Genomic DNA, 15,110 nt, shown 5'->3' with positions numbered 1-15,110 from the left:
AACTTCAACGCCAGTTACAAACTCCAGCTATGACAAATCTTGACCCCATGAGAATGGGAACGCGCTTGGCCAGGAATTGGTGGACAGTTGCATTACGAGGTGCGATCGCCATCATCTTTGGTTTAGCAGCCCTCTTTTGGCCAGATATTACCCTAACAGCTTTGATATTTATCTTTGCTGCCTTTGTCTTAGTCAGTGGAGTATTATTAGCGATCGCAGCCTTCCGAGATGGTCTAACTCATACCCACGGTTGGCTAATGTTGCTCGAAGGTGCAATTGGTATTGCTGTGGGCATCATGGCTTTTATCTGGCCAGGGATTACAGCATTAGTCTTGCTTTATCTGATTGCAGCTTGGGCGATCGTCACTGGCGTTTTAGAAATCATCGCAGCCATTCAGGTACGAAAAGAAATTCAGAATGAGTGGCTACTAGCCATAGCCGGGATCGCGTCGGTATTGTTCGGCGTTTTGTTGCTCGTCTGGCCTCTTGCTGGAGCATTAGCAATCCTGTGGATTATTGGTGCTTACGCCATTATTTTCGGTATCTTACTCCTGATTCTGGCTTTTCGCCTCCGTAGTTGGGGAACTGAACGCAGAATTTTTTAAACACCTAAAAGAATTAATTGGAGATAAAAATCATGGTATTAAGTCGCTGGGAACCTTTTAGAGAAATAGAAACCATGCAACGGCAGATGAGTCGTCTACTAGATCAAATAGCACCCTCAACTGATACAGGCGAAATCATCAGCGATAGACTCACATTTATACCTCCCGCAGAACTGGAAGAAACCTCTGATGATATCAAACTGTGGATGGAAATTCCTGGTATTGACCCTCAAAACTTAGATGTCAAAGTTGCCGCAGATACAGTTTCCGTCACTGGTGAACGTAAATCTGAAATCAAAGACGAAGAAAGAAGAGGTATGCGGCGTTCAGAATTTCGTTATGGCAGATTTCAAAGAGTAATACCTCTACCATCTCGAATCCAAAACGATAAAGTAAACGCTGACTTTAAGAATGGTGTTTTGTGTCTCACCATGCCAAAAGCCGAAGAAGAAAAAACCAGAGTTGTGACAGTTCAATTACCAGGACAAAGCCAACAAGGGCAAATTTCCGGAGGTCAAAAACAGAAATAAAACCATTGTGGGGTGGGCTACTGGTCCCCCCATAACAGCAAAAAATTGTAGGTTGGGTTGACGTAAGGAAACCCAACATCATAGGTAGCTACTTGTAATACACTGTTTTAGGCTTGTCAATTGTAAAATAGAAAGATCCCCGACTTCTTCAAGAAGTCGGGGATCTGAGTCTTAGCTGAAAATCAGGAAACTGTACCAAATCCGCCGCCACCAGGGGTTTCAATCACAAAAACATCCCCTGGCTGCATTTCTACTGTGGCGGTACTGTTTAAATTTTCTTGGGTTCCATCTTGACGTTCTATCCAGTTGTGTCCTATTTTTCCTGGTTCCCCTCCATTTAATGCAAAGGGCGGAACTAAGCGATGGCTAGAGAGAATATTTGCTGTCATGGGTTCTAAAAACCGGATGCGGCGAATTACTCCATTACCACCGGAATGTTGACCTTTACCGCCGCTATCAGGACGCAGACTAAAGCTTTCTACTAATACAGGATAACGGGTTTCTAAAACTTCGGGGTCAGTTAATCGGGAGTTGGTCATGTGGGTATGCACTGCATCAGTACCATCAAAGTTAACTCCTGCGCCAGAACCACCGCAGATGGTTTCATAATATTGATAACGCTGATTTCCAAAGGTAAAATTATTCATAGTTCCCTGGGAAGCAGCCATCACACCCAACGCACCATATAAAGCATCAACGATGGTTTGGGAGGTTTCCACGTTACCTGCTACCACTGCGGCGGGATAAGTCGGGTTAAGCATACAGCCAATGGGAACAATAATTTCTAGAGGGTTAAGACAGCCAGCATTGAGGGGAATATTATCATCAACTAAGGTGCGGAAGACATATAAAACTGCGGCTTGAGTGACAGCTTTGGGAGCATTAAAGTTACTATTTATTTGTGGAGATGTGCCAGTAAAATCAATGATTGCACTGCGGTTTTTTTTATCAATTGTGACTTTAACTTTAATTTCTGCCCCATTATCCATTGCATAACTAAAAGAGCCATTTTTGAGGAGATTTATGGCTCTTCTTACTGCTTCTTCGGCATTGTCTTGGACAAATTTCATATAAGCTTGAACTGTCTCAATGCCGTATTGACTGACCATTTTTCGGAGTTCTTGTACTCCTCTAGTATTGGCAGCAATTTGAGCTTTGAAATCAGCCAGGTTTTGGTCAGGGTTACGCGCCGGATAGGGATGATTTGAGAGTATTTCTCGTACTTGAATTTCTTGAAATTTTCCTTGTTTAACTAAGAGAAAATTATCAAATAAAATTCCTTCTTCTTCTACTGTGGTACTGTGAGGAGGCATGGAACCGGGTGTAATACCACCGATATCGGCTTGGTGTCCACGAGAAGCCACGTAAAAGAGGGGAGTGGGGAGTGGGGAGTGGGGAGTAGGGGATGAAGTATTATCTTCGAGGAAAACGGGGGTAATAGCTGTAACATCGGGGAGGTGAGTACCTCCGTTATAGGGATTATTGGATAGATAAACGTTTCCTGGTTGAATGGTGTCGCCTTGATCGTTAATTAAGCTGCGGACACTTTCACTCATTGAGCCTAAATGTACGGGAATATGGGGAGCGTTGGCAACTAATAATCCCGAAGTGTCAAAAATAGCGCAGGAGAAATCGAGGCGTTCTTTGATGTTTACTGATGCTGCTGTGTTCTGGAGAATAATCCCCATTTGTTCGGCGATAAATTGATAGAGGTTTTTGAATATTTCTAGGCGGACTGGATCGGGTTTATTTTTTGTGTACATTGTTAAAAGTTAAGAGTTAAAATTATATGATATAAAATTTATATGATATGAAATCTAAACTAAAATTAATCAGGTGGGTTTTAGCGATCGCCTTAATAATAGTGAGTATTATTCCGGTGAGAATTGCGATCGCTTTTTATCAACAGCCAGTACCACAGGCTATTTTTGTCTTGGGGGATAACAACGAAATATCTGATTACTTCAGACTATCACATGATGCGGGCGCGGGCGATCGCAACTATTGTTTTTGGTATTCAAGGTATTGCAGTTACACTTTTAGAATGATTTTTACCGGAAAGACAGAAGCTAGTTTCAATCCTAGACTCTCTCTTATTATGTACATTGATAAAAATATTTACCAACGTTGTTAATCACTACTGATTTACTTACCTTTAAACATACTGCCATCCATGACGAAAAATCCATTTGACCAATTTTCCAAACAATTCTTTGCGGAATTTCTATCTAACTTAGGTGAAGTGCGAATTAACTATGAAATTCCCGGTGAACCAAGATTTGTAGATATTTGGTTTACACCCCTCACCCCAACGCCAGATAAACATCAAGAAAATTTAGGCATCTTAACCAAAATAGCAGCAACTCCTTGTTTACTAGAACCATTTCGCAAGCAACCAACACAAAGAGAAATTCGCAGTTGTTTAGCCAAACTATTTCATTTAGAAGCAGAGTTACACCGCCAAGCCAAGCGAGAAGCAGAAAGCATTCCCGAACAAGAGTTACCAAGATTATGGATTATTGCTACTACTTGTTCAGATAAGTTGCTAGATAAATTTATGGCCAATGAAGATGAAAATTGGCTTCCAGGTATTTACTTTCCCTCAAAACTGCTTTTAACTGGAGTGATTGCCATTGATAAGTTACCTTGTATACCAGAAACTCTCTGGTTGAGAATTTTAGGCAAGGGAATCGTTCAACAAGCAGCGATTGAAGAACTAATGGCTTTACCAAAAGATGACAACAAGCGGTATACTATTTTAAAGTTATTATCAACTTGGAAGATTACTATGGAAGTAAGTAATGAGATGGATGATGAAGAAAGGGAGCTAATAATGAATTTAACGCCGGCTTATTTAGAGTGGGAAAAAGAAACTGAACTAAGGGGATTAGAGCGGGGTAAGGAGATAGGCAGGGAGATAGGCAGGGAGATAGGCAAGGAGATAGGCAAGGAGATAGGCAAGGAGCAGGAAAGACGGCAAACTGTAGAAAACTTTCTTTTAGCCAGATATACGGCCATAGACGAGGAATTAGCAGCAGTTATTCAACCCATATTAAATTTACCGTTCCCGGAATATATTAGTTTGCTGTTACAGTTGTCGAATTTGTCTCGTGAGCAGTTATTAGAAAGATTTCGGAAGTTTTAACTGAGCCAAGGTGAAAATTCAACATTTTTTTGACACTCTCACTGTCAAGTGATGCTGTGACGTGATATTCTTGTTTCAATGAGTGACAGGATAAAGAATTGCCTGACTCACTTCTGGTAGTAACTGATAATCCTTACTTAAGCGCCTATACCGTCCTAGCCAATACGGCTGTATTTTGTAGTACAATCCCCATTTGTTCGGCAATAAACTGATAAAGATTTTTAAATATTTCTAAGCGCACCGGATCGGGTTGATGTGTTATGTAAATTTTAAATGTTAAGATTTAAAACTATATGATATGAAATCTAAACTGAAATTAATCAGGTGGGTTTTAGCGATCGCCTTAGTACTAGTTAGTATTATACCTATGAGAATTGCGATCGCTTTTTATCAAGCCCCAGTACCACAGGCTATTTTTGTCTTGGGGGGCGATTCTGAACGAATGAAGTTTGCGGCACAATTTTGGCAATCTCACCAGAATTTAGATATTTGGGTTTCTGATTTTCCTGGGAATTTAGATGCTAATCGCCGGATATTTTGGCAGTATGGCGTTTCTGATGAAAAGTTGCATTTGGATGGTCGAGCGACTGATACAGTTACCAATTTTACAACGTTGGTAGAAGAATTTGCAGATAGGGATTTACAGAATATTTATTTAATTACTTCAGATTATCATATGCGGCGATCAAGGGTAATAGCTAGTGTTGTGTTGGGTAGTCAGGGGATTGTGGTTACACCTTTGGCTGTACCGTCATCGGGTCAAGAACCAGAATCTCTGTTGCGAGTGTTGCGGGATGCTGGGCGATCAATATTGTGGATTGTTACTGATAGAACTGGCGCTAGTTTTAACCCCAAATTAGAGTAATGCCGATTTTTTCTACCAACCACTAACTCTCAATACCCTATGTCTGAGTAACTGATAGCCATAACCACAAGAATGAGCGATGGAAATTTATGTTTTGGTTAATTTCAGACAACAAAAACTTATCTTTACTACTGCCTGAATACCTACTCAATTCTCTTGTTATTTTTCACGACTTTTTCAGCAAGTCCTATTTAGATGCGAGAGCTACAGGTACGGGATCTGGTTTTATGCAAATTAGTTAATACCAATGTTTTTTTTATACTTTAAGTAAGAACTGCTGCGTAAAGTACTATAAACTATCTTGAGCAAAAAGACAGGTATGAGGCGCGGCGGTACTCTCAGAAGGATATTTTTTATAAAGATCCTTTTATTGATAAATCCTAATTGTAAAAATTCTCTTTGTAGTTTTAACTCTTGAATAGCGTACTTATATCCATTCCTACGGAATAGCATACCAGACCCAGTACGTGCTTTAACTAGATATTCAGGAATGTTTGCTAATTGAGATCCATTCATTATCATACGTACCCAGAGGTAATAATCTTCAAAGTAGAGAAAACTTTGATAATTACTGGCACTAATAACAGCTGATTTTCTAAATGCTACAGTCATATGATTGAGAGGATTCCTGAGTCTGGCAAAATGTTTAATCTCATCTGGATTCGTAGGTAGAACCCTTTTAGAAAAAATACTTTTCAAGTCATTATCAAACTCAAGTATCCATGAGCCAACAACATCTATTTCAGGTCTACTTTGTAAAAATTTTACCTGGTTTTCAAAGCGTGTTGAGTTAGAAACATCATCACTATCCATTCGTATAATCAATTCATGGCTACAATTAATCACTCCTTCCTTGAGAGCTAATCCAAGACCGAGGTTTTGTGGTAGCTTGATTCGCTTTAAATTCAATTCAGAGAATTGCTCCAAAACTCTGTATAGGTCTGGGGTTAGAGGTCCATCTTCAACTAAAACAAGCTCAGTGGCACTAACTGTTTGGTCTTTGATACTTTGTAGTGATTGAAATAGATACTCAGGTTTTTCCTTTGCGTATACTGACATTAAACAAGAAAATTGAAACATAATAATTTTTTCTACTAAATATTGACTTTCATGTAAGCTATTGCCACATTTATTTGGAAATGCTGTGTTATGGCAATTCTAAATGATACCTGAGAGTTCAAAAAGCCTGAAATGCTTATAAAACAAGAATTTTAATCTAAGAGGATGTCTGAGAAGTAAGAAAGCCCACGTAACTGTATTCTCTCAGTAGAAAAAACACGTAAGTATGACAGCGTTACGAGAGCCATGAACCCATCCTACCCAAGTAACTTAACTTCGCAACAGTGGGAAATATTATCAGGACTAATTCCAGAAGCTAAAGTATTGTCTAAATTTGATAGGTATTAAGATTCCTATACCTCTAATAAAATTTGGATATTCTAGACAACTTTTAATAATCCAATACATTGCCTTAATTACACTATGGCGACGCATAGACTTTGCAACAGATAAAACCAGATTTGCACGAATTCTTCGTGAAGCTAATCTTCCTTGAGATTCAATTTCTTGACCATGTTTAATAATAATTTTATTCACTGCTTCTAGATAACGATTTGGTTTTCCACTAATTTGTGTAGTATGATTATCAGATATTGTGTAACGAACATTATATGAATTGTCATATTCGACAATTGTGTGTTTGCAGCACCTTATCCATAATTCGTAATCTTGTAAAGCAGGTAGATTTTTATCAAACCCACCAACCTGGTTAAAAATATATTTTTTAATAGCAACAGATGAAGTGGTTCCTATTAAATTACTGTATAATATTTGAGGATAAATTTTACCAGATACCTTCGATGATACTTTATAAATAACATTCTGTCTGTCGCTATCAAATACCATTATTCTTCCAGAGTAAACTAAGCCAACATCAGGATTTTCGTTAAAGATACGCAGCTGATCACTAATTTTAGACAACTCCCATGTGTCATCATCGTCTAAAAACATTAAAATATCACCTCCAGCAATTGCTGCGCCTCGATTACGTGCATAACATGCTCCTTTTGATACTTTAAGTCTTTCTATTTTAATAGTTACTCCTTCACATACAAAATTTTCGGTAATAATATTACTATTTAACTCAGAAGCGTCATCAATAATGATTATTTCGTCTGGCTTTCTAGTTTGATTACAAACACTTTGAAACGCTTGCTTAAGTTGTAATGGGCGATTGTATGTGGGTATAATTACGGAAACTTTCATATTTTACCAACTATTATTTTTTTGCTTGTCATCTGTTGTAGTAATTAAAATCGCCAAGGCTCCAAATGGAATATACGAGCTTCCTAGATCAAAAGAAACATTCCATGTCAAAAAAAAGTAAACTGCCATAGCAGATATAGAAAAATTGGCAGGAAGGTTAGAAGATGAATTTTTAATGAATGCCATTAATAATGTTTTAACTAATAAACAAAGTAACATAATACCGATTATTCCTGTACTGAGACCAACTTCAATAAATATATTGTGAGGATAATAACCAAGAAAATCTTTATAGTCAATTCCATACCCAAATGGATTGTTTAATAATGCCGTTAAACTTTCTAAATAAATAAAATATCTTGGTTCTGATGTCGTATCCTCAAACATATTTTGAAAACGCGTTGACAAATATGTGTTATCTTTTAAGTATACTTGTGTTAAAATGAGTGAAAACAATAAAATCATGCTGATCAGCATTGTTTTTAATAAACTTGCTTTACTTAAAGATACTTTGAAGCGATAGTTCATTATAAGACAAAGTATTGTAACAATTCCTAAAAAGATAATAGGTGCTCTGCCTTGAAGTGAGAATAGCACAAATATATTGAGAAATAAAGGAATGGCAAGTAATACTAGCTTTGAAACTTGACGTTCTTTGAAAATAAATGCCAGTATACAGCATAGGCTTGCTGAGATGGGTACGCCCAAAGTTAAGTAGTGCTGACCCAGAGACCTATCTAATGTGAATATCCCGTAAAAACTACCAAGGGACATAAAACTCCCCCAAACGATTTGGGCATAAATTATAGAAGGTAGGTGTCTAACTTTCACAAAGAAAATCAAGCATAATATGTACAGATATATGGATAAATATCTAATAACAATGAGAATGTCTGTAGTCAATCCAAATGTTGCATATAGAAGAAATAACAGCCAAAAAAGACTCCAAATTTTCAAAAAATTGAGTTTATTTTTTGAAGGTACTTGTATAATACGATTTTGAAATAGGCTGAGGATAGAGATAATAAATAAAAGTGATAAGTTTACCACCTCACTTGAATACAATATTTTAATGCTAGGAATATTAAGGATAGCAAATGCAGAAAGAGAAATACAAAAATCTATTAACTTAAAAAAAGTAATTTTAATTTTCATTTATTTTAGATTTAAATTGAATTGTTTTCTCATACAAAGAGATACCCAAAATCTAGTGAAGAAATAATTTGGACAAAAAATATAACCTTTCCCAGTCTAATGAAGTACAAACCAAATTATTCCCTACTACCTGTTCACTGTTCCCTAGAACTAAAAAACTTTGTACCTCACGAGTATGGGAATTGTTATAATATTTATGCTAAATGATACTATGTTTGATGCTTTTATGTCTAACTCTGTAGTAAATAGACATCAGTTTGTTCCCTAAAATTTTTTTGAGCAAAAACTTACTCACTGCAATTGACAACCAACGTGTGGACATAAGAAAATTATTGACCCAAAAAATATTTGATTTCCGAATTAAGAAATGTTCAATACACCTTGTCCAAAGACTTTTAAATTTTTCTGATACTCCACCAAGTCTCATGTAAGCTATATCGGTATTGGTAAAAATAAATTTCACAATAGAACTATGATAAGCTCTAAAAATAAAGTCGTAATCTCCACAAATCCTAAATTTGGGATCAAAATAGTCTAGAGTTTTATAGGTATTTATAGATACAAAAGTAGATGGATGGTTGATCGGCATACCTTTATTAATACGAGTATTTAAATCTTCATACTTTTTGACTAATTTGAATAAAAAGCTACCTTCATCATTAAACCTATACATAGCTCCTGTAATTATGATATGTTCATGATTAGGCTTATTAAGAGTATACAATTCTACTACTTGTTTTATTGCATTATTTGTATATACATCCCCACTATTAATCAAACCAATTAATTCTCCCGTAGATGCTTTAATTCCTTTATTCATTGCATCGTAAATTCCCTGATCAGGTTCACTGACCCAATAATCTATGTATTCTTCATACTGTTTAATGATATCGAGTGTTTTATCTGTGGAACCACCATCAATAATAATATATTCTATATTTTTATATGATTGATTAATAACTGATTGAATGGTTTGCTCTATATATTTTTCCCCATTAAATACCACGGTAATGATAGAAATCAGAGGTTTCTGATTCACAGAATGTTTATATAAGCCAAGCTTACGTAATCCTCCCTCACCTTTACGTTGAGGATGAGCAGCTAATAAGGGTGTAGTATTTATTTGAGCATTTTTGTTATTAATAATTACTGGTGCATAGTCAAATAATAAAGATTCTTGAAAATCATTGTGTTCATCTTCATGTAATTGATGTTCAAAGGGATGTTCAAAAGGCATTTGTATATACAGATGCAATATACTCTGCCAGTAGCAACCAATAAACAGATTCTCTTCAACTTTTTCAATTCTTACTGGTTGATCAATTCTGATAGAAATATTACACAAATATATGATTAATTTATGTCTATAGGGCATACCTCTAACCTTATTTTCTAGAAGTATAGTTTCATTCCAGCCGTGATCTACAAGATTTTGCTTGAATAAAATATTAGACCAAGCGTAACGAACATCAATATCGTATATTTCATTAGTTTCACTGAGGCAAGTTAGGGAAGTTAAGCCATGCCAGCCCAACATATCATCACTTGTATGTGCTTCTACTTTGATAACCGCAACTACTTTACTCGGTAATTTGATTTTATTGAGAAAGTTCAAATAATGTTCAAATTCTAATAAATCCAATGATTTTGATGGTTTGTTGGTAAAAAATTGCATTTCTCCGGTGAACTCCTTCTCTGCTAATTGGTGTAGTAATTTCCTAACTAATCGCAACTATTGTTACTTTGCCAGCAAGCTAAGATAAAGACTTCTATATTTCTGAGCTTGAGCTTGCAGGGTGAACTCTTGTTCTACTTTTTCTCTACTTCGTTGCGATAATGATAGCCAACGATGCTTATCTTCAAGCACCCAAGCAATTCCTTTAGCTAAATCATCTACATCAAAAGGTTTAGCCAAGTAGCCATTTTGTTGATGAGCAACGATATCTTTTAATCCAGTTATGTCAAAAGCAACAACTGGTGTACCACAAGCCAAGGACTCAGATGCTGTTTGACCAAAAGCTTCCTGAATAGATGGTACTGTCATCACATCTGCTGCTGAATATACCAATGCTAAGGATATGTCATCATATAACCGTCCTAAGTAATGTGTTTTTAAGCCAAAATTGGGAATATTTGCAGGCTGAGATGCACCAAAAATCACCAATTCTATATTTTCTTGGCTTTTATCTTGGCTCAATTTCCGCAAAGCTGGTTCAAGTAAATGAAACCCTTTGCGCCTATTACTTGTGGAATTCATTGCCCCAAATAATACCAGCTTTTTATCTAATGGCAAATTAAGCAACTTTCTTGCCATTGTTTGATCAATTGGTTTATAAACTTGATCATCTAAACCATTCGCTATAACTTCAATGCGTAAATTATGGAATAAAGAACTTTGTGTAGCACATTCAGCCAACCAACGACTAGGGGTAACTATAGTTAAATTGATATCCTCCCATGCGCTGGCTTTCCGTTGCCAAATCCATAGAGAAATATCATTTTCTCTATGGCTTCCCAATTGTAGACAAGCACCACAAGATTTTGTATATTTATCGCACCCTTCGTTATAGTGACACCCTCCCGTAAATGGCCACATATCATGCAGTGTCCAAATTATGGGTTTGTTAAATTTGGCAAGTGTTTCTATTCGCAGATAACCATTATTAATCCAGTGTAAGTTAATTACGTCAGGATTGATGTGAGCTACTCGAGCAGCTAATCGTTCAGGTAGCCATTGCAAGGAAAATATCGACCTATTGTATTGAGGATAGGCTTTTAGTGGTAGTGAATCTAAAGTTGGTGCTATTTTTTGCCATGCCTTACCTAGTTTGGTATTTGCTCCTAAAACCGTAATTTCATCACTGGTTTTATCACCGACTAGCATGGTTGAGTCGATATTTATTTTTTTTAACCCCTGATGCAGGCGAAAAGCTGCACGAGCTGCACCACCATGAATATCCATGGTGTTAATTATTAGTGGTTTAATCATGTGTAAGTAGCTATATATTCATATAATTGAATCAGAAATGAACCGAGTTACCTCAAAAATTTAGCCATTCTTCACCACTAAAACATCTTCAAGTTTTTTTCTAGCCGAGTTTGCAACCGATAATTTATCAGGTAAGTTGCCAACTGCAAGCATCATTATTACTGTTTCAGTTTCTTGAATACCTGCATCTTTTCTCAGACGTTTATCTGTTTCGTGACTGACACACCAATTTAAACAACAACTTCCAATTCCCAATGAATGCAAAGCATAAACCAAAGACATCGCAAATAAACCACCATCTACAAAGCATTGATTTCTCTCTGAGACATCTATAAAAAGACTAAGGTCAGAAGTAATAATCAATACTTTATTAGCATACTCTCCAAACCCTCTATTACCGTTCTGATGACTTAATATTTGATTTTTAATTTTTTCATTATTGTAAACATGAACTTTCCAAGTTTGTCGATTACAAACAGATGGAGTTCTTATGGCCATTGAAACAGCCTTTTCTATGATTTTTATATCTACATCACCAGTACCAAAATTCCTAATACTATGTCTGGAATTCACAAAGTCTTGAAAATTAATAAAAGCACTCTTATGAATATCTTCTTTGGTCAGTGTGATTGTACCCCCCTCTAATGGATATTCATCACTACTAGGGCTTTTTTGTTGAAGTTTGATTAATTCCTGGTACAGTTCCTGATTATCAATATCATGACTTAGGTTAAATTTTTGATAAGAAAATAAAACATTAATAGCTACCTTACTTACTTCATCTAAACCATAGTTTTCTTCATACCTTTTTAGAATCGATACCAAATTGTTAACTACATTAATTCCAAAACCAGGTCTGGGATTTTTAAGAGAAAGCCCCTTTTCGATTACATGATAATGAGCAATAATTCTCCCTTGAAGCATATTTTTTGTTTTGCAGGGATTAATTGTTGCAGAAAATCGGAAAAATCTTTGCAAGTCATAGTAGTAATTAACAGTTAAACTAAAAAAAAGTTTAATCATTCTATAGTATGTTCTTAGCTTTTGGAATCCAAGACTTATAGCCATAATTGAATTTTAAAAAGTGTTTAAAAACTGTAATTAACTAGTGTAAGGCTGTATGAAGATAATTTTGAGAATGTTGAATTTGCTTATTTAATTCATTTTTCTCCAAATCAGTCATAATGGATGATGTCAATATACGGTCTTCACTGATTTTGATTTTTGTATTGTTTGTTTCTCCTAAATTCACAATTTTATTTTTCAAATTCAATATATTTAACAAATCATTGATTTTGACTGATTTGCTTTGTTCTTCAAAAACAAGGAACGGCTTGTTGAAAATTAAAGAAAATATCACACCATGATAAAACTTGGTAATCACAAAAGAAGCTTGACTGAAAAAACCTAACCATTCTTCTGGTGAAATACCAAATAAATCTAATTTTAAAAATTTAGTCAAATTATTTGAACCTATTGAAATTATATCCAACCCTTCTTGATTTGCTAAAAGTTTTACATATTGGGCTTCCATTTGGTTTAAAGAACCATACACAAGTAAATATTTATTTCTGAATTTAGGATAAATTATAACATCTTCATAATTGACTAAGAATGTTGGGTCAACAACTTTTTCAGCCCTGAACCCACATTGTTCAACTAATGCCAAGCTATTATTATCCCTAACTGAAATTGCATGAAACTGTTTTAAAAGCCCAGATAATTCTTGTTCGTAATTTCCTAGAAAATTTGTAGATCCAAAGCTTGCAGCATAACTGACTTTAAAAATCTCTTGATCATTTATAAAATCTATAAAATAAGCATTGTCTAAACCTCTTAAACCTATATTCCATATTTCATCACTACCACAAAGTATAAAATCATATGAATGGTTATATTGTCTCAAATCTTCAATTTTATAAAATGTTTTTGGACTTAGTTTGACATATTTTTCTATAAATTTGTTCATATTCCATTGTCTTTTTATTCGTCCTAGAGGATTTAAAATAAAGTGCTTAGATATGTATAGGTATCTTCTTGCTTCCCAGCTAACTAATTCTGGTCTATAGTCAATCACTTCTACTTCATATCCCTTCATTTCTAGAAAATGAAACAGGGCGTATGTTTGTAGCATAGCTCCATAATTAACTGTATTATGATAGGTGATAATTCCAATTTTAATTGACATATATTGATATCTTAATTAAAGGGTTATTGATTGATTACTTAGAGAAAAACAAAAATGATTGAACTTGTAATTTAAATATTTTTCTAGTTTTTAAATTAATACTATGAGAAAAGAAGCTAGCAATCCCATAAGAAATAACAGTAGCGATCGCCGCACCCACTCCAGCATAAGCTGGAATTAAAAATAAATTTAACAAGATATTAGTAGCTGCACCAATCAAGTTTCTTTGGAAAGCCTCATGAGTTAAACCCTCAGAGATAAACCAAACTCCTGTAGCAACTCCCATAGATACGAACAAAGAAGCCCAGATATGAATTGCTAGAATTGACCCTGCTGCTGCATAGCTATTACCAAAAAGCATTGTAATTATTCTTTCAGATAGAAATGACATTGGCACAGCAACCACAATAGAAATTAACACCAACACCCGAATTAATTTTTTAATTTTTTGATAGTAGAGTTCTTCACTGACTTCCTTCGCCGCATAAATTGCTGGAGCTACTGAAGAAGTGATCGCCATTGGGATGAAATACCAAACTTCAGAAATCCGGGTTGCTGCTGAATAAAGACCTACAGCACTAGCATCAACCATTTCCCCCAACATAATCTGATCTATTTTCATATAAATCATGATAGTTAAACCAGACAACATCAAAGGCCAACTTTCTCTGAGTAAAGTCTTAGCAACTGGTAGACTCCAACGCCACAATATTGAATAACCCTGAACCCTGTAAGCAATAATCAAACCTATTGAAGCCAACCCAACTTCTGCTAATCCAGCCCAGGCAAAAGCAATTAATGGTGCTTGCATTTTAATCAAAGCAACTTTGATGAATGCAATGATAATAAATGCTGTATTTTTAGCAACTACAGTGTATTTAGACTGTACTTGAGATTGAAACCAAAAGTCAATTGTATCAAAAGCGTGAAAAATTCCCGCCGTTGCCAAAATTGCTACTAGCCCCACAGTTAACTGGTCATCCTGACGCAATACAAAAATCGAGCTAACTGCTAACAGTATACATCCTATTGCACCAGCTAATTTCAGCCAAAAAGTTGTCCCTAAAATTTGGTCTTTGAGTTCTGGCTCACGAACAATAGAACTAATGACTAAGCCATCTAACCCTAGTTTTGTTAAAGGATTCAATAGGGCGACAAAAGCACTGGCATAATTAAAAATACCAAACTGCTGCACTCCTAAATAACGCGCTACCCAAACACCCACAAATAATCCAACTCCCATACGAAGAATGCGATCAAAAAATAGCCAAGCTATATTTTGAATAATTGCTAACCGTCCAGAGCCAAATTTATGGATAAATAAGAACAAATTTGTTTTATATTTGTTGAGCATTTGGCACAGGTATT

General features: G+C 35.5%; 13 protein-coding genes and 1 pseudogene. 5 read left to right on the top strand and 9 right to left on the bottom strand.

All coding sequences use genetic code 11. The features are described 5' to 3' along the window. The first annotated feature begins 29 nt into the window (after nucleotides 1-29). Nucleotides 30-605, top strand: coding sequence for an HdeD family acid-resistance protein (locus NSP_RS16835; RefSeq protein WP_042202982.1), 576 nt, complete (start codon nucleotides 30-32; stop codon nucleotides 603-605). Nucleotides 606-637: 32 nt separating this feature from the next. Further along, nucleotides 638-1,135: an Hsp20/alpha crystallin family protein gene (locus tag NSP_RS16830; RefSeq protein ID WP_006198728.1), complete on the top strand. Its 498-nt coding sequence runs from the start codon at nucleotides 638-640 to the stop codon at nucleotides 1,133-1,135. 182 nt (nucleotides 1,136-1,317) lie between these two features. Here NSP_RS16830 and NSP_RS16825 read toward each other — a convergent pair whose 3' ends face one another. Then, a complete protein-coding gene (locus NSP_RS16825) occupies nucleotides 1,318-2,898 on the bottom strand; it encodes a hydantoinase B/oxoprolinase family protein (protein WP_006198727.1) in 1,581 nt (526 codons plus the stop codon). Between the two features lie 189 nt (nucleotides 2,899-3,087). On the opposite strand from NSP_RS16825, the pseudogene NSP_RS27545 reads away from it, so the two are divergent. From NSP_RS27545 to NSP_RS16810, 3 genes and pseudogenes are all read left to right on the top strand, one after another. After that, nucleotides 3,088-3,171, top strand: a pseudogene (locus NSP_RS27545) (YdcF family protein); the annotation flags it as partial. 137 nt (nucleotides 3,172-3,308) lie between these two features. Next, the gene (locus tag NSP_RS16815; RefSeq protein WP_006198725.1) at nucleotides 3,309-4,280 is read left to right on the top strand and encodes an RpnC/YadD family protein; all 972 of its coding nucleotides are present in this window, start codon (nucleotides 3,309-3,311) and stop codon (nucleotides 4,278-4,280) included. A 298-nt stretch (nucleotides 4,281-4,578) separates the two neighbouring features. Continuing rightward, nucleotides 4,579-5,145, top strand: coding sequence for a YdcF family protein (locus NSP_RS16810; RefSeq protein ID WP_006198724.1), 567 nt, complete (start codon nucleotides 4,579-4,581; stop codon nucleotides 5,143-5,145). A 234-nt stretch (nucleotides 5,146-5,379) separates the two neighbouring features. Here NSP_RS16810 and NSP_RS16805 read toward each other — a convergent pair whose 3' ends face one another. From NSP_RS16805 to NSP_RS16770, 8 genes are all read right to left on the bottom strand, one after another. Then, nucleotides 5,380-6,225: a glycosyltransferase gene (locus NSP_RS16805; protein ID WP_173403295.1), complete on the bottom strand. Its 846-nt coding sequence runs from the start codon at nucleotides 6,223-6,225 to the stop codon at nucleotides 5,380-5,382. Nucleotides 6,226-6,507: 282 nt separating this feature from the next. Then, the gene (locus NSP_RS16800) at nucleotides 6,508-7,410 is read right to left on the bottom strand and encodes a glycosyltransferase family 2 protein (protein ID WP_006198721.1); all 903 of its coding nucleotides are present in this window, start codon (nucleotides 7,408-7,410) and stop codon (nucleotides 6,508-6,510) included. Nucleotides 7,411-7,413: 3 nt separating this feature from the next. Continuing rightward, nucleotides 7,414-8,565, bottom strand: coding sequence for an O-antigen ligase family protein (locus tag NSP_RS24390; RefSeq protein ID WP_017804263.1), 1,152 nt, complete (start codon nucleotides 8,563-8,565; stop codon nucleotides 7,414-7,416). 199 nt (nucleotides 8,566-8,764) lie between these two features. Next, nucleotides 8,765-10,207 carry a glycosyltransferase family 2 protein gene (locus NSP_RS16790; RefSeq protein ID WP_231859490.1) on the bottom strand — a complete coding sequence of 481 codons (1,443 nt, stop codon included), beginning with the start codon at nucleotides 10,205-10,207 and terminating at the stop codon, nucleotides 8,765-8,767. A 96-nt stretch (nucleotides 10,208-10,303) separates the two neighbouring features. After that, nucleotides 10,304-11,554: a glycosyltransferase family 4 protein gene (locus NSP_RS16785; protein WP_017804261.1), complete on the bottom strand. Its 1,251-nt coding sequence runs from the start codon at nucleotides 11,552-11,554 to the stop codon at nucleotides 10,304-10,306. Nucleotides 11,555-11,614: 60 nt separating this feature from the next. Next, nucleotides 11,615-12,622: a nitroreductase family protein gene (locus tag NSP_RS16780; RefSeq protein WP_231859489.1), complete on the bottom strand. Its 1,008-nt coding sequence runs from the start codon at nucleotides 12,620-12,622 to the stop codon at nucleotides 11,615-11,617. Nucleotides 12,623-12,659: 37 nt separating this feature from the next. Next, the gene (locus NSP_RS16775) at nucleotides 12,660-13,742 is read right to left on the bottom strand and encodes a polysaccharide pyruvyl transferase family protein (protein ID WP_006198712.1); all 1,083 of its coding nucleotides are present in this window, start codon (nucleotides 13,740-13,742) and stop codon (nucleotides 12,660-12,662) included. 34 nt (nucleotides 13,743-13,776) lie between these two features. After that, nucleotides 13,777-15,096 (bottom strand): flippase, encoded by a 1,320-nt coding sequence (locus tag NSP_RS16770; RefSeq protein ID WP_017804260.1) that lies wholly within the window; start codon nucleotides 15,094-15,096, stop codon nucleotides 13,777-13,779. Nucleotides 15,097-15,110: the final 14 nt, after the last annotated feature.

The organism is Nodularia spumigena CCY9414 (genome assembly GCF_000340565.2).
Classification (GTDB): Bacteria; Cyanobacteriota; Cyanobacteriia; order Cyanobacteriales; family Nostocaceae; genus Nodularia; species Nodularia spumigena.
The sequence above is the reverse complement of the archived record's forward strand: the minus strand, read 5'-3'. Positions and strand labels throughout refer to the sequence as shown.